This window comes from Streptomyces sp. NPDC048290, from assembly GCF_040652095.1.
In the GTDB taxonomy this organism is placed as follows: domain Bacteria; phylum Actinomycetota; class Actinomycetes; order Streptomycetales; family Streptomycetaceae; genus Streptomyces.
Map to the genome: position 1 here is coordinate 358,859 of NZ_JBEZLM010000002.1, position 24,782 is coordinate 383,640.

The following is a 24,782-nucleotide window of genomic DNA, read 5'->3' on the forward strand; positions in this document are numbered from 1 at the left end:
TATAGCGAACTCGTGACAGAGGCCCCTATTGAGGTGCGTGATCACCCCCCGGCATACTGCGACGTCCGGGGGGTGTACGCGCACATGTACGAGACCGCCCCCGGCCGGGTGAACACCCACGGGCACCCGGTACCTCGTCTCCAGGGGGAGTTTTGCGCAGACAAGTGAAGAGTGCGGGCGCGGCCACCGTCGCCGCAGCCGCGGCCGTGGTCCTCGCGGCGGGCCTGACCAGCCCGGCATCCGCGAAGACCGAAGCGGGCGCGGACGGCGCCGCGGTTCCCTCGCCGGCCGGGCAGCAGCACATCACCCTGATCACCGGTGACCGGGTGAGCCTCGACGCCAAGGGCCGGGTCGTCGGCCTGGAGCCCGCCAAGGGCCGGGAGCGGATACCCGTCCAGGTCCGGCAGAGCGACGGGCACACCCTGGTGATCCCCGCCGACGCGGCCCGCCTGGTCGCCACCGGCAAGCTGGACCAGCGGCTGTTCGATGTCACCGAGCTGACCAAGTCGGCCACCCGCAAGGCCCAGAAGAACGGCCTCAAGGTCATCGTCGGCTACCGGGGCACCGCCGCCGCGGCCAAGTCGGACGTCCGTGACGCGGGCACCCTGCGGCGCACCCTGAAGTCCCTGAACGCGGACGCCGTGCAGACCCCGAAGAACGACCCGGCCGATCTGTGGGCCGCGGTCACCGACGGCGGCAGCGCCGCCTCCGGCATCGCCCATGTCTGGCTGGACGGCGTCCGCAAGGCCGCCCTCGACAAGTCCGTGCCGCAGGTCGGCGCCCCCAAGGCGTGGGCCGCGGGCTACGACGGCAAGGGCGTCAAGATCGCCGTCCTCGACACCGGTGTGGACGCCACCCACGACGATCTGAAGAACCAGGTCGTCGCGTCGAAGAACTTCAGCGCCGCGCCCGACGCCACCGACAAGAACGGCCACGGCACGCATGTCGCGTCCACCGCGGCCGGTACCGGTGCCAAGTCCGGCGGCAGGATGAAGGGGGTCGCGCCCGGCGCGCAGATCCTCAACGGCAAGGTCCTCGACGACAGCGGCTTCGGCGACGACTCCGGCATCCTCGCCGGTATGGAGTGGGCGGCCGAGCAGGGCGCCGGGGTCGTGAACCTCAGCCTCGGCGGCGGTGACACGCCCGAGATCGACCCGCTGGAGGCGGCGGTCAACAAGCTGTCCGCCGAGAAGGGCATCCTGTTCGCCATCGCGGCGGGCAACGAGGGCCCCGAGAGCATCGGTTCGCCGGGCAGCGCCGACGCGGCCCTCACCGTGGGCGCCGTGGACGGCGCCGACAAGCTGGCCAACTTCTCCAGCACCGGCCCGCGCGTCGGTGACGGGGCCATCAAGCCGGACCTGACCGCGCCCGGCGTGGACATCACCGCCGCCTCGGCCAAGGGCAGCGCCATCGCCGCCGAGTTCGGCGAGAACCCGCCCGGCTATGTGTCGATCAGCGGTACGTCGATGGCGACCCCGCATGTCGCCGGTGCCGCCGCGATCCTCAAGCAGCAGCACCCGAACTGGACGTCCGCGCAGATCAAGGGCGCCCTGACCGGCTCCACCAAGGGCGGCAACTACACCGCCTTCCAGCAGGGCTCGGGCCGCCTCCAGGTGGACAAGGCCATCAAGCAGACGATCGTCGCCGACCCGGTCTCGGTCAGCTTCGGCACCGCGCAGTGGCCGCACACCGACGACACCCCGGTCACCAAGCAGATCCAGTACCGCAACCTGGGCACCCAGGCCGTCACGCTCAACCTGACCGCGACCGCCATGAACCCCAGGGGCCAGGCGGCTCCCGCCGGGTTCTTCACCCTCGGCGCCACCCAGGTCACGGTCCCGGGCGGGGGCACCGCCTCCGTGCCGCTGACCGCCAACACCAAGCTCGGCGGCACCACCGACGGCACCTACTCGGCGTTCGTCACCGCCACCGGCGGCGGGCAGAGCGTCCGTACGGCCGCCGCCGTGCAGCGCGAGGTGGAGTCGTACGACCTCACCGTCAAGCACCTGGACCGGGCCGGGAACGCGGCCAAGGACTACGGCACCACCCTCATCGGGACCGCCGGTCTCGGCGCGGGCAAGTGGCTGCCGGTGTACGAGCCGGACGGCACCGTCACGCTCCGGGTGCCCAAGGGCACCTACGCGCTGGACTCCGCGCTGTTCGTCGACCCCGAGGACTTCTCCAAGGGTTCCGACTGGGTGGCCCAGCCGAAGCTGAGCATCACCAAGAACACCACGGTCACCGTCGACGCCCGTAAGGCCAAGCCGGTGAACATCACCGTGCCGGACGCCACCGCCAAGTCCGAGTTCGCCGCCCCGTCGTACACCATCGAGGCGGGCAACTCCGGGTTCACCTTCGGCTGGTGGCTGGACTCCTACGCCGGGTTCCGCAGCGCGCACCTCGGTCCGCAGATCACCGACGGCTCGCTGAGCCAGCAGTGGGACGCGCACTGGTCCAAGGGCACGGACAAGCAGTGGTCCACCACCACCGGCTCCGGCGTCAAGCAGCTGGCCACCGGGTTCACCAAGAACTACAAGGCCACCGAGCTGGCCACCGTCAAGGTGAGCATGGGCGCGCCGACGCCCGGCAAGACCGGCAACGTCACCGCCTTCGGCTGGCTGCCCGGCGGTTCGGGCGGCACCGCGATCTCCATCGACCAGAAGCTGCCCGGCACCCGCACGCTGTACCTGTCCACCGTGAACGGGGCCACCTGGGACATCGACTTCGCGCAGAACGGTCCCCGGGACCCGGACGGCTGGCCCACCACCGAGGCGGTCTACAGCGTCTCCGCCGGTGAGGTCTTCAAGGGCGGCAAGAGCTACTCCAAGACCGTCCACCGGGCCGTCTTCGGACCGACCCTGACCAAGGGCTTCGGGCTGTACCGGGACGTCAACGAGATCAGCGGGATCATCCCGCTGTTCGCCGACTCCCAGCGCAACCCGGGCCTCTCGCTGCTGACCTCGTCGGCCACCACGCTGTACCGCAACGGCACCAAGGTCGGCTCCAGCACCGATCCGCTGACCGGTGAGGCCGTCTTCAAGGTGCCGTCCGCCGACGCCGAGTACCGGCTGACGACCTCGGTGAAGCGCACCACCGCCGTGGCCGCCGCCTCCACCCGGATCGACGCGAGCTGGACCTTCCGGTCGAAGAAGACCTCCGGGTTCAGCACGCTGCCCGCCTCCACGGTCCGCTTCCAGGCGCCGACCGGGGCGGACAGCAAGGTCACCGCGGGCTCGACGCTGTCGGTGCCGGTGGTGGTCGAGGGCGCGGCCCGGGGCAGCAACCTGAAGTCGCTGGCCGTGTACGCCTCGTACGACTACGGGCAGACCTGGAAGAAGCTGACCGTCCGGAACGGGAAGGTCTCCGTGAAGAGCCCGGCCAAGGGTAAGGCGATCTCCTTCCACGCGAAGATCACCGACAAGAAGAACAACAAGTCGACGATCTCGATCTACAACGCCTACTACGGCAAGTAGGGGTCCGGTTCTTCGGTAGTTCCGGTCTTCCACCGGCCCGCAGTCGCCTTCCGGCTGCGGGCCGGTCCGTTGTGCGGGCGGCTACACGCCCGCCCGGGTCGCGTCCGCGCCCCAGCTCGCCAGCAGGCGCAGGGACTCGGCGGACGGGGAGTCCGGGGCGGCGTGGTAGGTGATCAGGGACTGCTCGCCGTCCGCCGCGGGGCGGAAGGACTCGAAGTGCAGCTCCAGTTCGCCGACCAGCGGATGGCACAGCCGCTTGACGCCATGGGTCTTCTCCTTGACGTCATGGGTCGCCCACAGCCTGCGGAAGTCCTCGCTCTTCACCGACAACTCGCCGACCAGCGCGGACAGCCGCTGATCGTCCGGGTAGCAGCCCGCGTCCATGCGTAGCTGGCAGACGACGTCGATGGCCTTCTGCTCCCAGTCGACGAAGGGATCCTGGTAGTCGGGGCGGAGGAAGACCAGCCGGGCCCAGTTGCGCTCCCGCTCCGGCAGCGCGCCCCAGTCGCCGAACAGCGCCGCCGCCATCGGGTTCCACGCCAGGATGTCGGAGCGGCGGCCGACGACATACGCCGGGATGCCGTCCAGGACGTCGAGGAGTTGGCGCAGCGCGGGCCGGACCCGCTGGGTGCCGCGGTCGGCCGGTTTCTTCTTGTGCTTGGGCTTGGCCAGATGGGTCAGATGCGCGTGCTCGGCGTCGCTCAGCCGCAGGGCCCGCGCGATGGCGTCCAGCACCTCCGCGGAGACATTGCGGCCGTTGCCCTGTTCCAGCCGGGTGTAGTAGGCCACGGACACCCCGGCGAGCTGGGACAGCTCCTCGCGGCGCAGTCCGGGCACCCTGCGGTGCCGTCCGAAGTCGGGCAGCCCCACGTCACCGGGCTTCAGCCGGGCCCGCCGGGTGCGCAGGAACTCGCTCAGCTCGGCCCGCCGGTCCAGGCCCGCCGCGGAGGCGGGCCGCTCCGGGTCCGGTCCGGCCGTGGGGTCGATGGCGTCCATCCCCCCAGTATCGCCGGACGTAGGTCCAGGAGCCTGTCCCCGCCAGTGGTAGGCACGGCGGACGTACGCAAAGCGGTGACCTGGGTGGATCGGCGGACCGGGGAGACGCTGGAGAGGTCTCCGGCGGAACACGGCCGGACGGCATCCGTCTCTTTCGAGGAGAACCCCCAGCATGACCACCGTCGCCGCATACGCCGCCCCCGCAGCGAAGGCTCCCCTGGAGCGCACCACGATCGAGCGCCGGGCGGTCGGTGAGCACGATGTCCTGATCGACATCAGGTACGTCGGGATCTGTCACTCCGACATCCATCAGGCCCGCGAGGGCTGGGGCGAGGCCATCTTCCCGATGGTTCCCGGCCATGAGATCGCGGGCATCGTCGCCGAGGTCGGCCCCGGCGTCACCCGGTACGCGGTCGGCGACCGGGTGGGCGTCGGCTGCCTGGTCGACTCCTGCCGCGTCTGCGAGAACTGCCGCGCCGGGCGGGAGCAGTACTGCACCGGCGGCAATGTGCTGACGTACAACGGCGTCGGCAAGGACGGCGAGCCGACCTATGGCGGTTACGCGCAGACCGTCGTCGTCGACGAGAACTTCGTCCTGCGTATCCCCGAGGGCATCGGTCTTGACGAGGCCGCGCCGCTGCTGTGCGCCGGGATCACCACGTACTCGCCGCTGCGGCACTGGAACGCCGGACCCGGCAAGAAGGTCGCCGTGATCGGTCTGGGCGGGCTCGGTCATATGGCCGTCAAGCTGGCCCACGCGCTCGGCGCCGAGGTGACCGTGCTGTCGCAGTCCCTGCGCAAGAAGGACGACGGGCTGCGGCTGGGCGCCCAGCACTACTACGCCACCAGCGACCCGGCCACCTTCGAGGACCTCGCGGGCGGCTTCGACCTGATCGTGTCGACCGTGGCGGCGCCGCTGGACCTCGACGCGTATCTCGGGCTGCTGAAGACCGGTGGTGTGCTGGCGAATGTGGGCGCTCCCGAGGAGCCGGTGCGGCTGAACCTGTTCTCGCTGCTCAACCACGGTCGTGTGCTCGCCGGTTCCATGATCGGCGGTATCGCAGAGACCCAGGAGATGCTGGACTTCTGCGCCGCGCACGGGGTGGGCGCCGAGATAGAGCTGATCAGCGCGGACCAGATCAACGAGGCGTACGAGCGGGTGCTCGCCAGCGATGTGCGGTACCGCTTTGTGATCGACAACGCGACGATCTGAGCCTCTGGCGATTTCGGTGGTCCAGTGGTCCGGCGGTGGTGATCCCGGTACCGCCACGAGGTGAGTGCTGGGCCGAGCGGGCTGTGCGGCGGCTGGGATCAGATCAGTACGGCCGGGTTCGGGCGCCGGGCTGAGCGGGCGGTCCAGTGGCTGGGCGGCGTGGATGGGCGCGGTCGTGAGGTGAGCGCCGGGCGGTGTGGGTGGTCCGGTGGGCGCGATCGGTGCCGCCTTGATCTGAGTGCCTGGCGGTGTGGGTGGTCCGGTGGCCACCGTCGGGAACGCGGCGGTCCGAGCCCCCGCTCAGTGGGTGGTCCGGCGGCCCAGTAGCCACAGCAGGTACGGGCCGCCGACCAGGGCGGTGAGTGCGCCGACCGGGATCTCCAGTGGGGGGAGCGCGGTGCGGGCGGCCAGGTCCGCGGCCACCAGGACCACCGCGCCCGTCAGCGCCGAGCCCAGCAGGGGCAGTTGCGGGGTACGGGTGAGGCGCCGGGCCAGTTGCGGGGCGGTCAGTGCGACGAAGCCGATGGGTCCGGCGGCGCCGGTCGCCGTCGCGGCGAGGACCACCCCGATCAGGGTCAGCCCGAGCCGGGTCCGGTCCACCCGGACGCCGAGCGCGCCCGCCGTCTCCGGGTCGAGACCCAACGGGCGCATCGCCCGTCCCGCCCACACCAGCGCGGGTACGGCGGCCAGCAGGACGACCGCGAGTGGTCCGGCCTGCTCCCAGCCGCGTCCGTTCAGGCTGCCGGTCAGCCAGAGCTTGACCTGCTCGGCGGCCTCCAGCTCGCTGTCCGTGAGGTACAGCTGCACCACCGCCGACAGCGCCACCCCGACGCCCACGCCGGTCAGCACGAACCGGCTCGGCTGCATACCGTGCCGCCACGCCAGGACGTAGACCAGCGCGGCGGCGGCCAGTCCGCCCGCGACCGACACGACCGGCAGCGCCCCCGGGGACGCCACCGTCCCGGTGGCCAGCGCCAGGACGGTCGCGGCGGCGGCGCCGTGTCCGACGCCGATCACATCGGGGCTGGCCAGCGGATTGCGGGTGACGCTCTGGATCAGCGCGCCCGCCGTGCCCAGGGCGGCGCCCACCAGGGCGCCCAGCACGATCCGGGGGACCCGCAGCTCGCCCACGACCAGGTGGTGCGCGGGGTCCCGGCCCCGCAGGGTCTCCCAGACGGTGAGGGGCGTGACCACGGTCTGTCCGAGGGACGCGGACGCGGTCATCACGGCCAGCAGCAGCAGGGCGAGCGCCACGGCGACGGTGGCGGAACGCCGGTGCACCAGGATCGAGACGCGGGGGCGTGGGCGCAGCACCCAGGCGGTCTTCGCGACGCGGCTCCCCGGTGCGGGAGCACCGGCCGCGGAGGTCACGACACCGGCCTCTGGTGCCGTGCCCGGGGCGCTGGCCCGCGGTGTCGTTCCGGGGGCGCCTGTGCCGGACGTCCTGGCACCGCCCTCTGGTGCCTCGCCGGGGGAACGGCCCTGCGGCCCCGTTCCAGGAGCGCCGGCCGCGGAGGTCATGGCACCGGCCTCTGGTGCCGTGCCCGGGGCACCGGCCTGCGGTGTCGTTCCGGGGGCGCCCGTGCCGGTCGTCACGGCACTGGCCTCTGGTGCCTCGCGAGGGGCGCCGCCTTCCGGTGCCGTGCCAGGGGCGTCCGCGGCGGACGTCATGACACCGCCCCCCGGCGCCGTACCAGGAAGACCAGGACCGGTACGCCCACCAGGGCCGTCATCACTCCGGCCGGGATCTCCGCCGGGGCGCGGATCACTCGGCCGGTGATGTCCGCGGCTGTCAGGAGGCCCGCGCCGAGGAGGGCCGACAGCGGGAGGACCGCACGGTTTCCGGCCCGCACCAGGCGGCGGGCCAGATGCGGGACCGCGAGACCGACGAAGGCGATCGGACCCGCGGCGGCGACCGCGGCGGCCGTCAGCAGGGTCGCGCCCAGTGCCGCCGCGCCCCGGACCAGCGCGACCCGGTGCCCGAGCGCCGCCGCCGTCTCGTCGCCCAGCGCCAGCGCGTCCAGGCCCCGGGCGCAGGCCAGCACCAGGACCGTCCCGGCCAGCAGGAACGGCAGCATCGACAGCACCGTCCCGGCGTCCCGGCCGCTGAGCGAGCCGACCTGCCAGAACCGGAACTGGTCCAGGGTGGCGGAGCTGGAGGTGAGGACGACCGTCGTGCCGCCCGCCGCCATCGCCGACAGCGCGGTCCCGGCCAGCGCCAGCTTCACCGGCGTCGCCCCGCCGCGTCCGCGTGCGGCGATCCCGTACACCAGGGCCGCCGCCAGCACCGCCCCGGCGAAGGCGTACCAGACATGGCCGCCGAAGCCGCTGGCCAGGCCGAGGCCGAGGGCGAGGACGACGCCGGCCGCCGCGCCCTGGGAGAGGCCGAGGATGCCGGGGTCGGCGAGCGGGTTGCGGGTGACCGCCTGGAGCGCGGCCCCGGCGAGTCCCAGGGCGGCCCCGGCGGCGAGTCCGACCTCGGTCCGCTCCAGCCGCAGTTCCCGTACGACCAGCGCGTCCGGGGTGGTGCCGCCGTGCAGCAGCGCGTCCAGCACCACCGCGGGCGGTATCGGGCGGGTGCCGACCGCGAGGCTGAGCACGGCGACGGCGGCCACCGCGAGGGCGACCGCCGGCCACACCAGTCCCCGGGCCGCGGACAGCCGCCCGCCCGGTCCCTTGCTCACGCCCCGAGCTGCTCGGTGAGCTGCCCGATCACCAGCCGCGCGGCCGTGGGACCGGCGTTGAGGTACCACGGGTCGTCGTCCACCCGCACGGCCTGCCCGGACCGGACCGCGCCCATCGACTTCCACAGCGGACCGGCCACCACGCTCGCCGCGTCCGTCTCGGCCGCGTCGCCCTGCACCGAGTAGAAGATCCAGTCGCCGTCGGCGATGTCGATGCTCTCGGCGCCGATGTCCTCGGAGATCGCCTGGAACCGCTGGGACTCCGGGCGGGCGAGGCCCATGTCGACGGCGATCGAGCCGGTGAAGGAGGAGACGCCGAACATCCGGGTGCGGTCCGGGGTGAAGCGGACCATGGAGACGGTCGGGTCGCCCTCGATCGCCGCGCCCCGCTCGGCCGCGTCGGCGACGATCCCGTCCAGCAGCTCCTGTGCCGCCTGCCCCTTGCCGACGGCCTCGCCGACCAGCAGCAGGTCCCGCTTCCAGTTGATGCCGTTGCCCGCGGTGACCACGGTCGGCGCGATCTTCGACAGCTGTGGGTACAGCTCGCCGAGGGAGTCGTTGGCGAGGATCAGATCGGGCTTGGCGGCGGCCAGGGTCTCCAGGTTGGGCGCGGAGCGGGTGCCCGCGTCCGTCATGCCGTCCAGCCGTTCCTTGTACTGCGGGAAGGCGTCCGTCAGATAGTCCGGGACCAGTCCGGCGTTGTCGGCGCGGGTGGTGGCCGTCGGGACCAGGCCGAGGGTGAGCAGATCGTCGAGCTGGCCGGTGCTGAGCGCGGCGATCCGGGTGGGCGCGGCCGGGATCTCCGTAGCGCCCTGGAAGTGGGTGACCGTGCGCGGGAAGGCGCCGTCGGTGTCGGTGTCCGCGCCCATCCCGTCGGCGAGCGCGCTCGGCGCGGCGGACGGGCCCTCGGAGGCCCCGGCGACCAGATTGCGGTCGCCGTCGCCGCTGCCGCTCGCGGCGTCGCCGGCCCCGCCACCGGACCCGTCGCCGGAGGAGGAGCAGCCGGCGAGCAGCCCGCCGACCGCCAGCGCGGCCAGCACGGTCTTTACGGTCCCGCTTCGGAAAGTGCGCACGACAACTCCGGAAGTGCTCGACAAGGGAAGTCCCGCTAAGGGAAGGCTTACCTTAGCTCGTCTCGCTGTGTGATGGACCCGGCCCCGGGGGATGCTGGAAGCAGGCCCGCGACCAGCCCCTGAGGAGGCTCACGGCATGACCGTCCAGCTCAACCACACGATCGTCGCCGCCCATGAGAAGCACGGTTCGGCCCGTTTCCTGGCCGATCTCCTGGGACTCCAAGTCCGCCCGGAGTACGGCCCGTTCGTGCCGGTCGAGGTCTCCAACGGGGTGACCCTCGACTACATGGACACCAGCGGCCCCATCACCACCCAGCACTACGCCTTCCTGGTCTCGGAGGACGACTTCGACGTCATCTTCGACCGCATCCGCGGTGCCGGACTGACCTACTGGGCCGACCCCTACCACCGCCGCGCGGGTGAGATCAATCACCTGGACGGCGGCCGGGGCGCCTACTTCGACGACCCCAACGGCCACAACATGGAGATCTTCACCCGCCCCTACGGCAGCGGTGGCGACTGACCTACAGCCGCGTACCGAACACCTGGGTCCACCACGGGCCGCCCGCGCCCTCGTGCACCCCGAGACCCATCTCCCGCACCGAGCAGTTGAGGATGTTGGCGCGATGGCCGGGGCTGTCCATCCAGGACCGCATGACCTGGGCGGCGCTCTGCTGGCCGAGGGCTATGTTCTCGGCGTAGGTGCTCCAGCGGTAGCCCGCCGCGGTGATCCGGTCGCCCGGGTCCTCGCCGTCCGGGTTGGTGTGGTCGAAGAAGTCCCGTGCGGCCATGTCGGCGGAGTGCTCCCGGGCCGCGCTGTCCAGGGTGCCGTTCTGTCCGACCGACGGGCAGCCGGCCTTGGCCCGCTCCTCGTTCACCAGCGCCAGCACCTGCCCCGTGAAGGTGCCCGGCGGTGCCGCGGTGGGCGCCGGGAACGGGTCGGGGCGCGCGGTCGTCCGGCTCGGCTCCGGCGCCGGGCGCCCGCTGCTCGCCGCCGGGCTCGGCCTCTTCGTCTTCGAGACCGAGGGGGACGGTGAGGCAGAGGCCGAGCGGGAGACGGACGGTGACGCGGACGGGCTCGGCGACGCGGACGGACGCCCGGCGGACCGCTCGGGCGCGGTGAGCGCCGCCGTGGCCCCGCCCTTGTCCCGTACCGCCTGTGACGGACCGTCCGAGCCGTCCCCGGGGAGCAGCAGCGCGATCGTGCCGCCACCGGCCAGCAGCGCCACGCACCCGGCGACCGCGATCCGGCGGCGTCTGCGGCGCAGCGCCCGCCGCTGCCCGACCCGGCCGCCCGCCGTGGGCCCCGCGGCGGCGGCCAGCGCGAGAGTCTCCTCGGAACCGGCGGACACGACGACCCCCGGCGGGATCAGCGCCAGCCCCACCAGCAGCCCCTCGGCCGGGGCCAGCCCCCGGCCGAGCCCGCCGCACACCGTGCAGTCCCGGGTGTGCCGCGCCAGCCGTTTGCGCCACAGCGCCGACGGCACACCGTCCCAGGACGCGACCACCTCGTCCAGCAGCACGCACCGGGGCACCGCCGCCAGCGCCCGTACCCCCACCCGGGCCGACTCCAGCTGGGCCTTCATCCGCTGTACCCGGACCGCGGTGTGCTGCGGCGTCAGCTCCAGCGCGCTGGCGACCTCCGCCCGGCTCAGCCGCCCGGCGGCCTCCAGCCACCACAGCGACAGCAGCGCCCGGTCGTCCTCGTCCAGCCAGCGGCTCGCCTCGGCGACCTCGCGCCGCTGCCCGGAGAGCCCCAGCCGCAGGATCGCCAGCTCCACGAAGTCCGCGCCCGGGTCCGGGACGTCGTACGCCTCGCGCAGGCCGTCGCCGACCACCGGGGTGGCGCGATGGGCGTGCACATGGCCGCGTATGCGGTTCATGGTGATGGCGACCAGCCAGGACCGGAAGCGGTCCGGCTCGCGCAGCGAACCGAGCGCGTTCAGCGCCCGGATCATCGTCTCCTGCACCACGTCGTCCACATCGGCATGGCCGTTCAGGGCCCGTCCCACGATGTTGTAGACGAGCGGCAGGTACCGGGCGACCAGTTCCTGCCGGGCCTGGTCGTCACCTCGCTGCGCGGCCCTGACCAGCGCCGCGTCACCGTCCCTCTCCCTGCCCACACTCACTCCTCGGATCGTCCCTGTGCTGCGGCTGTCCCTTCCGGCACACGGGAGACCCCGCGCGGGCGGTGGCGATAACAGAAATCTGAGTACGGGAGCGTAGGGCGGACGGCGGTGGGGGCGCCGGACTATTCGGACGTGACGGTGGCCACGTGGCGCGGGCGTGGGGGAGGGGGAGGTGGATCGCGGTTACGCAACAGCGATTCCAAAGTCCTGGACGAGGTGGGCGAGCCCGCCCGTGTAGCCCTTGCCGCCGACCACGAAGTCCCAGTCGCCGTTCGCCCGCCGCCGGAACGACCCCAGCACCAGCGCGGTCTCTCCGGCCCGTCCGTCGGACACCTCCAGCTCGCCCAGCGCCGCCCCCGACGGGTCCAGGAGCCGGATACGGGCGTCGGTGAAACCGGACAGATCGGCCGCCGGATTCACCTCCGGGTCCACCGCCGCCACCAGCACCAGCCGGTCGGCGTCGGCCGGCAGCGCGTCGAACGCGACCCGCAGCGCGGCCTTGTCCGGCGGCACCGCGGACAGCGCGCGGACCGCCCCGCCCGGGGTGGCCGGGTTGTTGAAGAAGACGAAGTGGTCGTCGTCGAGGACCCGGTCGCCCCGGCAGACCAGCGCGCAGACATCCAGCACCACCGCACCCGACCAGGACATGCCGAGGGTGTTGTGCTCGGCGGCGGGCGGCTCCGGTTCCTGGTGCGCGGGCATCACCAGCGTCGGCGCCTCCGGGTCCGGGACGGCGGCCCGTGCGCCCGATGGCCCGCCCTCCCCGAGCCGTCCGCGCAGCCCGTGCCGGTGCAGCAGATCGACCAGATCGGGCCCGGTCACCAGCTCCAGCGGCTTGCCGTGCGCGAACGCGTACGAACCCGGGCCGAAACCGGACGTGGTGACCAGCACCCCCTTGTTGGCCCCGGCGTCCTGGACCGTGCCGTACAGATCCCGCACGGCCGTGGGCGGCACGGTGGCCCGGTAGCGCTTGACCTGGACGACGATCTTCCCGCCCCGGATCGGCGCCGGGTCCACCGCGTCGATGTCCACGCCCCCGTCGCCTGAGCGCTGGGTGGTCACCGCGCGCATCCCCATCGCCCGGAACAGCTCGGCGACCAGCCCCTCGAACGCGATCGGGTCCATGGCGTACAGATCGGGCTCCTCGCCCAGGTCCGGCAGCCCCGCGCCATGTGTGACGACGGGATTCCCGATCTCGTCGGGCCGCGGCCCCGGACGGACCGCCGTCAACTGGTCCGGGCGGGCCGTGAGCCGCCCCCGCAGGGCGTCCGTCAGACAGCTCACCGGGTCCACCTGGTCCAGCCGCAGCTCCCCGAGGACGTCCCGCGCGGCGCTCACCGAGGCCAGCACGATCCGCGCACGGCGCCCGGTGGCCGGGTCGTTGTCGTCCACGAAGCCATTGAGGACGACCGAGCGCAGCACCCCGTACGCGTCCCCCGCGTGCAGCTGACGCAGCACCAGCAGGACGCACTGGGCGAGCAGTTCCCGGTACAGCGCCCGCCGCTTGGTGACCGGAAGGGCGGTCTCCCGGTCGCGGTCCTCGGTGGCGACGTACCGCACCGCCCGCGCCTCGGGCACCAGCGCGTACGGCGGTAGCTCCCAGTCCAGGACCAGCCGCCGCGCGCCCGGCTCGTAGGCGGCGGAGACCTGCCGGGGGAAGTCCTCCGGCCAGGCGGTGGAGGCGTACAGCGCGGCGGTGAAGTACGCGACGACCGCCTCGGGGTCACCGCGCCGGACCCCTTCGGTGACCTCCGAGACCCCGTCGTTGTGCCCCCGCACCTCGGCCCGCCGTCCCTCGGCCCACCGCTCGTACTCCCGCTGCCGCAGGGCGAGTTGCCGCTGCCGCTCCGCCTCGGCGGCCTGCGCGGTGTGCCAGTCGTACTCGAACCGGGCCCGCGCCTCCGCCTGCGCCCGCCCCCGCGCGCCCCAGCCGCCCTGCGCCGGGTAGTGCGCCGGGTCCGGCATCGGCACCGGTATGCCCAGCGGGCCGGGGTCGAAGGCGGGGATGTCGACGGCCCGCAGCAGCGCGGACGCGCTGAACCCGGGCGCCTGACAGCCGTTCACCAGAATCCCCCGCAGGCCCGCGAGCCGCGCCTCCAGCTCGTCGGTGCGCCGCCGCGCCTCGGCCTGCCGCCACTCCTTGTACTCCCGGGCGGCCTGATTGCGCCGCTGTCGCGCCTGCTGCTCCTGCCCCCGCTGCCGCTGTGCCTCGGCGGCCACCAGCCGCTGCTGCTGCCGCTGCATCTCCGCCCAGATCCCCACCAGACCGGCAGACCGACGACTCATCCGCTTGTGCCCTCCCACCCCACCGAACGAACTCCTACCGTACGAGTCTGAGCACCGGGAGTCTGCCGTGGGCGCCGACGAAGGCGGGCGGACCGGGCTGGTAGTGGTGGTCGGGCGGGGCCCAGACGTGATAGCCGCCGGGCACCCGCTGGATCTTCATCTCGACGGTGCCGCCCGGGTGTTCGTCGGCGGGATAGTCCGGGTGCAGCCACAGCCGCCGGTGCTCGTCGGCCCACATCGCCCAGGGCAGGGTGTAGGCGACGGCACCGACCTCCATACCGGAGATGGTGGCGGGCTGCATGTCCTCCGGCAGCAAAGCGGCGTCACCTTCGGCACTTTCGGCCCCCGCGACGCCGGGCGAGCCCCCCTCCCGTCCTTCCTCCCCCTCCTCCCCCTCCTCCCCCTCCTGCCCCTGCTGTCTCTGCGCGACGACGAGGTCCCCGACCCCGTCGAGAATCCACAGCTTGGGCGTCTGCCGGGTGCGCCCGGTCCGCATCTCGGCGCTGAGATACCGGTGCAGATCGAGCGCGGACACGAACCCGTCCCCGTCGACATCGGCGGCCCCGGTCCGCAGCCCCTGCACGACGGCGGCGGTGAACACGGACAGCCCGTCACCGTCGCCATCGCCGTCGTCGTCGGGCACGGTCTCGAAGGCGAGCTGGATCTCGTCGGTGGCGCTGATCACGACGGTGCCGCTGCCCCGGAACGACCCGGCGAACCCGACCCCGGACTCCTCGGCCCCCTTGGCACCCGGCCGGATGGCACCGCTGAAACAGCAGTCGAGCAGCAGCACCTTGCGATCCGCCCGGCACGACTGGAGCTGCTCGCTGACGAACGCGGCGGGCACGGCGTACGACTGGAGGAGCAGAGGTTCGCGCAAGGTGTCCGTACCGGCGAAGAAGAGCCGCTCGTCGTAGTCCTTGATGCCGTGGCAGGAGAAGTAGACGAGCAGTTCGTCGTCCCGCCCGGCCTCGGTGAGGAACCGCTGAAGGACACGCTGGACCAGATAGGCGGGCTGATCGACCACGGAGGTGACCTGATACCCCCCGATCCCGTCGTCCGCCAGCACCCGCCCCAGCGCCTCCGCGTCCCGCGCGGGCGCCCCGAGCGGACTCCACCGCTCGTCCTCGTACCTGCCGATACCGATGAGCAGCGCCCTACGCCGCCCCATCGCCGCCGTCCTCCCCGGACGAGCCATCGGTTCGCGCCAGGAACCGGTCGATCAGCTCCTGCTGCTGCCGCGCGGTGAGCCCGGTCATCTCCAGGCTGTCGTCCCCGAACTCCAGCCGGGCACTGCGCCCGGCGGCCCGCTCGGACCACGCCTGCACCACGGCGACCACAGCGGTGATCACCTGCGGCACCAGCGTGACGACCAGGGTCCCGGCGACCACCAGCTCCCCGCCCTTGCTGTGCCCCGGGCCCGCACCGCCCCCCTCGGGCACCACGTCCTCGACGGACCGCCGCAGCAGCATCTCCCGCAACTGCCGCACGGCGTCCACCAGCTCCCGCCCGTCGGACCCGTCCCCCGCACCCACGACGACCCGCACCTTCACGCCACCCATGCCGAACATCCTGGCAGAGAAGGGTAGTTGTGGACCCGGGATACCCCTACTCACCTACTGGCGGATAGGGACGCTCCTGCGGAAGCAGCCGCGTCGCCGCGTCCAGGTCACCGGCGCGGACCAGACCATGGATCTCCCGAGCGAGCGGGGTCACGTCATGGATGGCGACCGTCCACTCGTCCGCGTAGCGCCGCACGGCCTCACCGGACAGCCCCAGTTGCAGCGAGCGGTAGGGCAGGCGCTCCAGCCGCAGATCCCGCTCCGGGTCCCACTGCACCCGGGCGACCGACCGCTTCAGCTCCCGCTGCCAGGCCGCCCGATCAGCATGCACGCCCCGGACATAACTCGACAGACACGCGTTGCGCAGCGCCCACTCGAACCCGTCCCGACGGATCTCGACGGCGAGAACGGTCTCCTGGCCCTCCTTGGCGCCCCAGCCGCAGCGGTACATCATCCACAGGAAGGACGGCTTGATCCAGGTCATCCGGTCCCGCTGCCACGCCGCCGGAAACCGCCCCTCCCGCGCGGCGGCCAGCCCCAGCTCGGGGCGGTACGCCTGGTAGACGGTGATCGTGCTGGCGCTGTAGGACGCGCGGATCTCACGCTGTGGTCGTTCCATGACGTACAGCGTCGGGCGATGCGGACGGCGGTGGCCAGCGAATTTCGCCGGTGGGTCGGCCACCGGGGTGGTCCGCCGGTGGGGCGGGCATCGGGGCCCGTCCGTGGTGTGGAGACCTCCGCGCGCTGTGGGAGGCGCGCGGGGGCGTCGGCCCGGTGGCCTCGTCGGGCAGCCGTGGGCGATCTGTCCGGTTGCCCTCCGGGCTGCCGGGCCGCCGGGCGGGCGCGGGGGCGTCAGCTCCCGGCGGGGGCCACGCCGATCGGGCAGGAGACGCCCGTCCCGCCGATGCCGCAGTAGCCCGCCGGGTTCTTGTCCAGGTACTGCTGGTGGTACGCCTCCGCCGGGTAGAAGGGGACGCCGTCCGCCGGGCGGATCTCCGTGCTGATCTTTCCGTAGCCCGAGCCCGTCAGGACCTTCTGGTAGGCCGCGCGGGACGCCTCGGCCGTCGCCGCCTGCTCGGGGGAGTGGGTGTAGACCGCCGAGCGGTACTGCGTGCCCACGTCATTGCCCTGGCGGAAGCCCTGCGTGGGGTCGTGGGACTCCCAGAACGTCTTCAGCAGGGACTCGTACGAGACGATCTTCGGGTCGAAGACCACCCGGACCACCTCGGTGTGACCGGTCAGGCCTGAGCAGACCTCGTCGTAGGTGGGGTTCTCGGTGGAGCCGCCCTGGTAGCCGACCAGCGTGGTGTACACGCCTGCCGGGAGCTGCCAGAACTTGCGCTCGGCGCCCCAGAAACAGCCGAGGCCGAAGTCGGCGGTCTCCAGGCCCTCCGGGTAGGGGCCGAGCAGCGGATTGCCGAGGACCGTGTGGCGCTCGGGGACGGTGAAGCCCGGCTCCGGGCGTCCCCGCAGCACCTGCTCGGGGGTCGGCAGCTGGGGCGTTCGGCTGTACAGGAACATCGCGGTCTCCCATCGGGGGTCGATCGGGTCAACGTCAGGGGCGTCCCCGGAATTCCGGTCAGGCTCTGAGTGTGGCCGGGCTGCCGCCGTTCGCCTCGTAGCCCGCCACCGCCAGTGCCCGGTACACCGCGAACTCCGCCGCCGGGTCCGGCGACAGCGTCCAGGGCAGGGCGCCCACATGGCCGTCCACCCGCACCAGCTGGCCCATGGCCTCCGCCCAGCGCTCCGAGCGGACCAGGAAGAACACCAGCAGATGACGGACGTGCGCCAGCATCGGGTCGTCCGCGCGGGCCGAGTGCACCGCGTGCAGCGCGCCATGGATCGCCTTGGTCACCACCTCGCTCTGGTAGAAACTCGCCACGAGATTGACCTCGGGCAGATGCTCGAACACCGCGAACAGCGGCATCGCGGCCAGCAGCGACCCGCGCGGGGCCCGCGCCGCCGCTGCCTCCGCGAACGAGTACGCCAGCTCCCGCGAGCCGTGCCACTTCTCGCACCAGTAGTGCAGCGCCGCCAGATGCGCGCCCATGTGGTTCGGCGCCCGGTCCAGGATCTTCAGCCAGAGCTGCTCGAACTCCTCGCGGGTGTAGCCGAGGCCCCGCGCCACCGACAGCTCCACGATGTACGGCACCGGGTCCCCGGGGGCGAGCAGCGCCGCCTGTCCCAGCGCCGCCTTCGCCTCCTCCATGATGATCCGGAACTCGTCCGTGCCCCGGGTAGCCGTCCGCCACGCCTGCTGGGCCAGGAACTCCGCGTGCACCGCCGCGCCGCCCGCGTCCTTGGGCTGCTCCGCCCGCCACACCCGCAGCCACTGCCCGCCAGGCGTCTCACCGACCCCGCCGGGCCGCTGCTGGAGCTCCAGCGCCGCCGCGCCCGCGAACGCCTGCACCCGCTGCCAGCGCGGCTCGCCCTCCGCGTCCGTACCCGCGAGGAGCTGGGCCGCGGCGCGATAGTCCTGGCCGCGCTGCACCACGTCCAGGACGTCCAGCAGATCCTGGTCGGGGCCCGGCATCCGGATGTCCAGCTCCTCCTGGCGCACGAACCCGTAGTTCGCCGGATCGGCCGCGTCCGGGTGGCCGGGCGGGACCAGCCCCACGGCGCGCCGCCTGCGCAGGGCCACCGGGCCCAGCACGAAGCCGAGCATGAGCAGCGCCATCAGGACCCACAGAATCTCCATGCCTCAAGCGAACCAGACCGCGCCGACAATTGGCCAACCCGGTCCCCCACCCTGTGGATAACTCCCCTCCGGGGGCCCCGGCGCCCGTTCCCGGCCTGCCCCGCCCTCCCGGCGGACTACGCTCGGGCCCATGAGTGACAGGCACATCAGTCAGCACTTCGAGACCCTCGCGATCCACGCGGGCAACACCGCCGACCCCCTGACCGGGGCGGTCGTACCGCCGATCTACCAGGTGTCCACCTACAAACAGGACGGTGTCGGCGGGCTGCGCGGCGGCTACGAGTACAGCCGCAGCGCCAACCCCACCAGGACCGCCCTGGAGGAGAACCTCGCGGCGCTGGAGGGCGGCCGGCGCGGTCTCGCCTTCGCGTCCGGGCTCGCGGCCGAGGACTGCCTGCTGCGCACCCTGCTCGGCCCCGGCGACCACGTGGTCATCCCGAACGACGCCTACGGCGGCACGTTCCGGCTGTTCGCCAAGGTCGTCGCCCGCTGGGGTGTGGAGTGGTCGGTCGCCGACACCAGCGACCCCGCCGCCGTACGGGCCGCGCTCACCCCGCGCACCAAGGCGGTCTGGGTGGAGACGCCGTCCAACCCGCTGCTCGGGATCACCGACATCGCCGCCGTCGCCCAGCTCGCCCAGGACGCGGGCGCCCGGCTGGTCGTCGACAACACCTTCGCCACGCCCTATCTCCAGCAGCCGCTGTCGCTCGGCGCCGATGTCGTGGTGCACTCCCTGACCAAGTACATGGGCGGGCACTCCGACGTGGTGGGCGGCGCCCTGGTCGTCGCCGACGAGACGCTCGGCGAGGAGCTGGCCTTCCACCAGAACGCCATGGGCGCGGTCGCCGGACCCTTCGACTCCTGGCTGGTGCTGCGCGGCGCGAAGACGCTCCCGGTGCGCATGGACCGGCACAGCGAGAACGCCACGAAGGTCGCCGACATGCTCACCCGGCACCCGCGCGTGACCCGCGTCCTGTACCCGGGCCTGCCCGACCACCCCGGTCACGAGATCGCCGCGAAGCAGATGCGGTCCTTCGGCGGCATGGTCTCCTTCCAGGTCGAGGGCGGCGAGGAGGCGGCCGTCGCGGTGTGCGACCGTGCCCGGATCTTCACGCTCGGTGAGTCCCTCGGCGGTGTGGAGTCCCTGATCGAGCACCCGGGCCGGATGACCCACGCCTCGGCCGCCGGTTCGGCCCTGGAGGTCCCGGCCGACCTGGTCCGCCTGTCGGTCGGCATCGAGAACGTCGACGACCTGCTCGAAGACCTCCAGCAGGCGCTGGGCTAGTCGCCGGGCAGCCACCAGCCGGTCAGGGGTGGGGTCGTCTCCGACGGCGGCTCCACCCACGGGCGCACCGTCAGCGCCCACACCGTGAACGCCACGGACCCGGCCAGCAGCACCAGCCACAGCAGCCGCAGCGCGGCCCGGCGGCGCCGCAGCAGCCGGGCGCCGAGCCGTACGGCGTCCCCGTGCAGCTCCGGGGGCACCGGCGGTGGACGCCGCTCCAGGACGCGCCGCGCGGCGGCCTCCCGGTCGGCGCGGCTCATGAGGTGACCGCTTTCGCCGTCACCGTCGGCGCGGGCGGGCGCGGCGGATGCAGCAGCGTCGCGGTGGCCCGGTCGCACAGGGCGCGGACCCGCTCCACGGGCATGCCCAGCAGGGCGGCGGTCTGCTGCTCGGCGACCCCCTCGAACAGCCGCAGCACCAGGACCAGCCGTTCCCGGGGCGCGAGATCGGCCAGGGTGCTCCCGGGGCGGGGCCTGGCCCGGCCGAACGCCCCGTACTGGTGCCAGGCGGCGCGCGCGAACCGGCCCGCGAGGTGCTGCCGGGTCCGGTCGTAGGGGTCCTCGCCGCGCAGCCCGTCCCAGTGGGCGTACGTGTGGGCGAGGGCCAGGGTGAGCAGGCGCCGGGCGCGCGGATGGGCGTCCGGGGTCTCCGCGGTGAGCAGGACGGCGGTGTGCAGCAGCCGTCCCGAGGCGCCCGCGACGAACGCCGCGAACTCCCGGTCCCGGCGCGCGTCCCGCGCCGTCCGCCGTGCGTGCACCGCGCCTCCCCCCTGAGGCCGCTCCGAAGGGGCGGCACGGGAAGCGACCGCCCTGCGCCTCATATGAGGCCAGCCGGACCCCGACGGTCAAGAACCGTGCACGACCGGGAAGGGATCGGTCAGGAACGGAAGGAGTGGTTCAGGGGCGGGGGAGAGAGACCCCGGCAGGGGCAGGGGCAGGGGCAGGGGCAGGGGCAGGAGAAGGGGAGGGGGAGGGGAGGGAACGGCGGACACGGGCGCGGCAGGGGACGCCGGACAGGTGGGCCGCGACGGGACGCCGGACATGGGTGGCCGTCAGGGAACGCTGGACATGTGTGCCGCGACGGGACGCCCGACACGGGTGGCCGTCAGGGAACGCCGGGCATGTGCGCCGCAAGGCACCGGCGGACAGGTGTGCCGCCAGGCAACGCCTGACACAGGTGCCGCACGCGAACCCCGGACACAGGTGCCGCACGCAAACGCCCGACACAGGTGCCGCACGCGAACCCCGGACATACGTGCCGCCCTCAGGACACGCCCGGCGCCTCCGCGCCCGTCTCACCCGGCGCCGCCATCCGCAGCGACAGCGCCCGGTTGAACCGGGTCAGCAGCGCGCAGAACGCCACCCGCTCCTCCGGCGCCCAGTCCTCGGTCAGCTCGGCCATCAGCTGGCGCCGCGAGGAGCGCACCTCGTCCAGCCGGGACAGCCCGCGCGGGGAGAGCTGGAGCACCACCGCGCGGCCGTCCTCCGGGTGCGAGGTCCGCTTGACCAGCCCGGTGTCGACCAGCGGGGCCACCTGCCGGGTCACCGTCGAGGAGTCGATGCCCATGCTGGCGGCGAGCGCCTTGACACCCATCGGGCCCTCCTTGTCCAGCCGGTTGAGCAGCAGATACGCGGCCCGGTCCATGGAGTTGCGCACCTGCCCGACCCCGCCGAGCCGGGTCTGTTCGGCCCGGCGGGCGAACACCGCGACCTCGTGCTGCATCGCGTCGAGAAGACCGGTGTCACCGACGGTCGTCATGTCCATCGACATGTCAGGCGTTGTGGGCATGGCCGGGGGCTCACTTCATGCTGGGTGCAAGGTTGGGGGACAGGGTACGCGGCTGGGAGGCGGGCCGTACCGGGGCTGAGCAAACCGGTCCCGGCGCTTGGTCACACCCGCGCGGGGCGGCTGTGAACTGCGAGACTCGAGTCATGAACGACTGCGGGACCCGAGTCATGAACGGCTGCGGGACCCGAGTCATGAACGGCTGCGGGACCCGAGTCATGAACGGCTGCGAGACCTGCGTCATGAACGGCTGCGAGACTTGAGTCATGAACCACCGCAGGACCGCCCCTTTGCCGCCGGTCACCCTGGACGACGTACGCGGTGCCCAGAAGATGCTGGCGGGTGTGGCGCGGACGACCGCCATGGAGGGCAGCCGCTATCTGACCCAGCTGCTGGGCTCGCCCGTGCACCTCAAGTGCGAGAACCTCCAGCGGACCGGCTCCTTCAAGCTGCGCGGCGCGTATGTGCGGATCGCCGGGCTGCTGCCCGAGGAGCGGGCGGCCGGGGTGGTCGCGGCCAGCGCCGGGAACCACGCGCAGGGCGTGGCGCTGGCGTCGGCGCTGCTCGGCGTGCGGGCGACGGTGTTCATGCCGAGGGGCGCCCCGCTGCCCAAGATCAGCGCGACCCGGGAGTACGGCGCCGAGGTGCGGCTGCACGGTCAGGTCGTCGACGAGACCCTGGCCGCCGCGCAGGAGTACGCCCGCACGACGGGGGCGGTGTTCATCCACCCCTTCGACCACCCGGACGTCATCGCCGGACAGGGCACGGTCGGGCTGGAGATCCTGGAGCAGTGCCCGGAGGTGCGCACGATCCTCGTGGGGATGGGCGGCGGCGGGCTGGCGGCCGGGATCGCGGTCGCGGTGAAGGCACTGCGGCCGGACGTGCGGATCATCGGGGTGCAGGCGGCGGGCGCGGCGGCGTATCCGCCGTCGCTGGCGGCGGGGCGCCCGGTGGCGGTGGAGCTGCCGTCGACGATGGCCGACGGCATCAAGGTCGGGCGGCCCGGGGACGTGCCGTTCGCGATCTGCGCGGAGCTGGTGGACGAGGTCCGCACGGTCTCCGAGGACGCGCTGTCGGCGGCGCTGCTGCTCTGTCTGGAGCGGGCCAAGCTGGTGGTGGAACCGGCCGGGGCGAGCCCGGTGGCGGCGCTGCTCAGCGACACCGCGGGGATCGCGGGGCCGGTGGTGGCGGTGCTGTCCGGCGGCAATGTCGACCCGGTGCTGATGGAGCGGGTGCTGCGGCACGGCATGGCCGCGCAGGGCCGCTACCTGGCCGTACGGCTCCGGCTCACCGACCGGCCGGGGGCGCTCGCCTCGCTGCTGGGGGCGTTGTCAGTGGTGGACGCTAACGTGCTCGATGTGAGTCATGTACGGACCGATCCACGGCTGGGGCTCACGGAGGCGGAGGTCGAACTGCACCTGGAGACCAAGGGTCCGGCGCACTGCGCCGAGGTCGGACAGGCCCTGCGTGACGCGGGGTACACCGTCATCGACTGAGGCGCCCGGGGTCGATCAGACCGGGGAGAAGCGGAGAAGCCCCAGGTCAGCGCCGTTTTCCTGGCCGCGGCGGGGAGCACTGCAAATTCCGTTGTGACACGCGATACATCGCGTTATGGTGGGTCGTCGGGTCTGGGCTCGCCGTATCCAGGCGGCACAGGACGCCCATCCGCACCCACGCTTCTCACTCACACACCCTGACCATGGGGAGACTCATATGCCAGGCGCCATCTACGCCGAGGGTCTGGTCAAGACCTTCGGTGAGGTAAAGGCACTGGACGGCGTCGATCTCGATGTCCCGGAAGGCACCGTACTGGGCCTGCTGGGGCCGAACGGCGCCGGAAAGACCACCACCGTCCGCTGTCTGACCACCCTGCTCCGCCCCGACAGCGGCCGTGCCGTCGTCGCCGGGATCGACGTCCTCAAGCATCCCAACGAGGTCCGCCGCTCGATCGGCCTGTCCGGCCAGTTCGCCGCGGTCGACGAGTATCTGACCGGCCGCGAGAACCTCCAGATGGTGGGCCAGCTCTACCAGATGCGCTCCAAGGCCGCCAAGGTCCGCGCCACCGAGCTGCTCGACCAGTTCCATCTGACCGACGCCGCCGACCGCCCCGCCAAGACCTACTCCGGCGGGATGCGGCGCAGGCTCGACCTCGCCGCCGCGCTCGTGGTCCGCCCGCCGGTGATGTTCATGGACGAGCCGACCACCGGCCTCGACCCCCGCAACCGCCAGCAGCTGTGGGAGGTCATCAAACAGCTCGTCTCGGGCGGTACGACGCTCCTGCTGACCACCCAGTATCTGGAGGAGGCCGACCACCTCGCGCACGACATCGCGGTGGTCGACCACGGCAAGGTGATCGCCCGCGGCACCTCCGACCAGCTCAAGGCCCGCACCGGCGGCGAGCGCGTCGAGGTCGTCGTCCACGACCGCGAGCACATCGCCACCGCCGCCGAGATCCTGCGCGGCCTCGGCAAGGGCGAGGCCACGGTCGACGACCACCAGCGCAAGCTGACCGTCCCGGTCACCGGCGGCGCCAAGCTGCTCGCCGAGATCATCCGCGAACTCGACACCCGCGGCATCGAGATAGACGACATCGGGCTGCGCCGCCCCACCCTGGACGACGTCTTCCTCTCCCTCACCGGCCATGTCGCCGAGGAGAACCCCGCCGACGAGGACGTGTCCGGCACGCCCCGCAAGCAGCAGAAGGAGACCGCGCAGTGAGTGCCGTCCCCGAAGCGGTGCCGATCGCACCGCCCGCGAACCCGGTGGTCCAGTCCGTACGGGACTCCCTGGTGGTGGCCCGGCGGAATCTGATCCGCATGTCCCGCATCCCCGAGATGATCATTTTCGGCCTGTTCCAGCCGATCATGTTCGTCGTGCTGTTCAGCTATGTCTTCGGCGGCTCCATGGACATCGGGGGCACCACGGACCCGGCCGTCTACCGCGAGTTCCTGATGGCGGGCATCTTCGCCCAGACCGTCACCTTCGCCACGGCCGGCGCGGGCGCCGGAATCGCCGACGACATGCACAAGGGCCTGATCGACCGCTTCCGCTCGCTCCCGATGGCCCGCGGCGCGGTGCTCACCGGACGGACCCTGGCCGACCTCGTCCAGACCGCGCTCACCCTCTTCGTCCTGGCGATCGTCGCCCTGCTGGTCGGCTGGCGCACCCACACCAACCTCGGTGAGGTACTGGGCGCGTTCGGCCTGCTGCTCCTGCTGGGCTACGCGTTCACCTGGGTCGGCGCCCTCATCGGCCTCTCCGTCCGCACCCCGGAGGCGGCCACCTCCGGCGGCCTGGTCTGGCTGTTCCCCGTCACGTTCGTGTCCAACGCGTTCGTCGACAGCAGCCGGATGACGCCCTGGCTCCAGCATGTCGCCGACTGGAACCCGTTCAGCGCCACGGTCCAGGCGTGCCGCGTCCTGTTCGGCAACCCCGGCGTCTCCCCGTCCGACGCCTGGCCGATGCAGCACCCGGTGTGGGCGTCCCTGATCTGGTCGATCCTGATCATCGTGGTGTTCCGGACCCTGGCGGTCCGCAAGTACCGGAGCGCGAGCCGCTGAGCGGGGGCGGTGCCCGGATCGGCAGAAGGGCCAGGACC

21 protein-coding genes are annotated in these 24,782 nt (G+C 72.7%); 7 read left to right on the forward strand and 14 right to left on the reverse strand.

Features of this window, described 5'->3' with window-relative positions; genetic code table 11:
• Nucleotides 1-164 precede the first annotated feature (164 nt).
• The gene (locus AB0D49_RS03870; protein WP_362750172.1) at nt 165-3,473 is read left to right on the forward strand and encodes a S8 family serine peptidase; all 3,309 of its coding nucleotides are present in this window, start codon (nt 165-167) and stop codon (nt 3,471-3,473) included.
• An 81-nt stretch (nt 3,474-3,554) separates the two neighbouring features.
• Here the strand turns inward: AB0D49_RS03870 and AB0D49_RS03875 are convergent, their stop codons facing one another.
• Nucleotides 3,555-4,469, reverse strand: a complete 915-nt coding sequence (locus AB0D49_RS03875) for a helix-turn-helix transcriptional regulator (RefSeq protein ID WP_362750175.1) — start codon at nt 4,467-4,469, stop codon at nt 3,555-3,557.
• A 172-nt stretch (nt 4,470-4,641) separates the two neighbouring features.
• Between AB0D49_RS03875 and AB0D49_RS03880 the strand changes: the two genes are divergently transcribed.
• Entirely contained in the window at nt 4,642-5,682 is a 1,041-nt protein-coding gene (locus AB0D49_RS03880; RefSeq protein WP_362750178.1) for an NAD(P)-dependent alcohol dehydrogenase, read from the forward strand.
• 300 nt (nt 5,683-5,982) lie between these two features.
• Here AB0D49_RS03880 and AB0D49_RS03885 read toward each other — a convergent pair whose 3' ends face one another.
• The 3 genes from AB0D49_RS03885 to AB0D49_RS03895 form a co-directional block, all read right to left on the reverse strand.
• On the reverse strand, nt 5,983-7,053 hold the full coding sequence (locus tag AB0D49_RS03885) for an iron ABC transporter permease (RefSeq protein ID WP_362750181.1): 1,071 nt from the start codon (nt 7,051-7,053) through the stop codon (nt 5,983-5,985).
• 296 nt (nt 7,054-7,349) lie between these two features.
• A complete protein-coding gene (locus tag AB0D49_RS03890; RefSeq protein WP_362750764.1) occupies nt 7,350-8,342 on the reverse strand; it encodes an iron ABC transporter permease in 993 nt (330 codons plus the stop codon).
• A gap of 20 nt (nt 8,343-8,362) precedes the next feature.
• Nucleotides 8,363-9,439, reverse strand: a complete 1,077-nt coding sequence (locus AB0D49_RS03895) for an iron-siderophore ABC transporter substrate-binding protein (protein ID WP_362750184.1) — start codon at nt 9,437-9,439, stop codon at nt 8,363-8,365.
• Between the two features lie 136 nt (nt 9,440-9,575).
• Here AB0D49_RS03895 and AB0D49_RS03900 point away from each other — a divergent pair, with 136 nt between their 5' ends.
• Nucleotides 9,576-9,962, forward strand: coding sequence for a VOC family protein (locus AB0D49_RS03900; RefSeq protein WP_362750187.1), 387 nt, complete (start codon nt 9,576-9,578; stop codon nt 9,960-9,962).
• A gap of 1 nt (nt 9,963) precedes the next feature.
• Here AB0D49_RS03900 and AB0D49_RS03905 read toward each other — a convergent pair whose 3' ends face one another.
• The 7 genes from AB0D49_RS03905 to AB0D49_RS03935 all read right to left on the reverse strand — a co-directional run bounded on the left by AB0D49_RS03905 (nt 9,964) and on the right by AB0D49_RS03935 (nt 18,114).
• Complete coding sequence (locus AB0D49_RS03905; protein WP_362750190.1) at nt 9,964-11,562, reverse strand: sigma-70 family RNA polymerase sigma factor; 1,599 nt, start codon at nt 11,560-11,562, stop codon at nt 9,964-9,966.
• A 189-nt stretch (nt 11,563-11,751) separates the two neighbouring features.
• Entirely contained in the window at nt 11,752-13,854 is a 2,103-nt protein-coding gene (locus AB0D49_RS03910) for a restriction endonuclease (RefSeq protein WP_362750193.1), read from the reverse strand.
• 34 nt (nt 13,855-13,888) lie between these two features.
• Entirely contained in the window at nt 13,889-15,025 is a 1,137-nt protein-coding gene (locus AB0D49_RS03915) for a caspase family protein (protein ID WP_362750196.1), read from the reverse strand.
• A complete protein-coding gene (locus AB0D49_RS03920) occupies nt 15,012-15,416 on the reverse strand; it encodes a hypothetical protein (protein WP_362750199.1) in 405 nt (134 codons plus the stop codon). Before AB0D49_RS03920 ends, AB0D49_RS03915 begins: the two co-directional genes overlap by 14 nt.
• A gap of 46 nt (nt 15,417-15,462) precedes the next feature.
• Entirely contained in the window at nt 15,463-16,035 is a 573-nt protein-coding gene (locus tag AB0D49_RS03925) for a DUF4291 domain-containing protein (protein WP_362750202.1), read from the reverse strand.
• Between the two features lie 233 nt (nt 16,036-16,268).
• Nucleotides 16,269-16,937: a peptide-methionine (S)-S-oxide reductase MsrA gene (gene msrA, locus AB0D49_RS03930; protein ID WP_362750205.1), complete on the reverse strand. Its 669-nt coding sequence runs from the start codon at nt 16,935-16,937 to the stop codon at nt 16,269-16,271.
• A 58-nt stretch (nt 16,938-16,995) separates the two neighbouring features.
• Nucleotides 16,996-18,114 carry a hypothetical protein gene (locus AB0D49_RS03935; protein ID WP_362750208.1) on the reverse strand — a complete coding sequence of 373 codons (1,119 nt, stop codon included), beginning with the start codon at nt 18,112-18,114 and terminating at the stop codon, nt 16,996-16,998.
• Nucleotides 18,115-18,244: 130 nt separating this feature from the next.
• On the opposite strand from AB0D49_RS03935, the gene AB0D49_RS03940 reads away from it, so the two are divergent.
• Nucleotides 18,245-19,399 carry a cystathionine gamma-synthase gene (locus tag AB0D49_RS03940; protein WP_362750211.1) on the forward strand — a complete coding sequence of 385 codons (1,155 nt, stop codon included), beginning with the start codon at nt 18,245-18,247 and terminating at the stop codon, nt 19,397-19,399.
• Here the strand turns inward: AB0D49_RS03940 and AB0D49_RS03945 are convergent.
• The 3 genes from AB0D49_RS03945 to AB0D49_RS03955 all read right to left on the reverse strand — a co-directional run bounded on the left by AB0D49_RS03945 (nt 19,396) and on the right by AB0D49_RS03955 (nt 21,169).
• Nucleotides 19,396-19,659, reverse strand: a complete 264-nt coding sequence (locus AB0D49_RS03945) for a hypothetical protein (protein ID WP_362750214.1) — start codon at nt 19,657-19,659, stop codon at nt 19,396-19,398. The genes AB0D49_RS03940 and AB0D49_RS03945 overlap by 4 nt on opposite strands.
• Nucleotides 19,656-20,156: a sigma factor-like helix-turn-helix DNA-binding protein gene (locus tag AB0D49_RS03950; RefSeq protein WP_362750217.1), complete on the reverse strand. Its 501-nt coding sequence runs from the start codon at nt 20,154-20,156 to the stop codon at nt 19,656-19,658. The genes AB0D49_RS03945 and AB0D49_RS03950 overlap by 4 nt, the downstream gene beginning before the upstream one ends.
• A 506-nt stretch (nt 20,157-20,662) precedes the next feature.
• Nucleotides 20,663-21,169: a MarR family transcriptional regulator gene (locus tag AB0D49_RS03955; RefSeq protein ID WP_362750767.1), complete on the reverse strand. Its 507-nt coding sequence runs from the start codon at nt 21,167-21,169 to the stop codon at nt 20,663-20,665.
• Between the two features lie 281 nt (nt 21,170-21,450).
• Here AB0D49_RS03955 and ilvA point away from each other — a divergent pair, with 281 nt between their 5' ends.
• The 3 genes from ilvA to AB0D49_RS03970 all read left to right on the forward strand — a co-directional run bounded on the left by ilvA (nt 21,451) and on the right by AB0D49_RS03970 (nt 24,744).
• Nucleotides 21,451-22,680 (forward strand): threonine ammonia-lyase, encoded by a 1,230-nt coding sequence (ilvA, locus tag AB0D49_RS03960; protein ID WP_362750220.1) that lies wholly within the window; start codon nt 21,451-21,453, stop codon nt 22,678-22,680.
• 217 nt (nt 22,681-22,897) lie between these two features.
• A complete protein-coding gene (locus AB0D49_RS03965; RefSeq protein WP_362750223.1) occupies nt 22,898-23,902 on the forward strand; it encodes an ATP-binding cassette domain-containing protein in 1,005 nt (334 codons plus the stop codon).
• Nucleotides 23,899-24,744, forward strand: a complete 846-nt coding sequence (locus AB0D49_RS03970) for an ABC transporter permease (protein ID WP_362750226.1) — start codon at nt 23,899-23,901, stop codon at nt 24,742-24,744. Before AB0D49_RS03965 ends, AB0D49_RS03970 begins: the two co-directional genes overlap by 4 nt.
• The last annotated feature ends 38 nt before the right edge of the window (nt 24,745-24,782 follow it).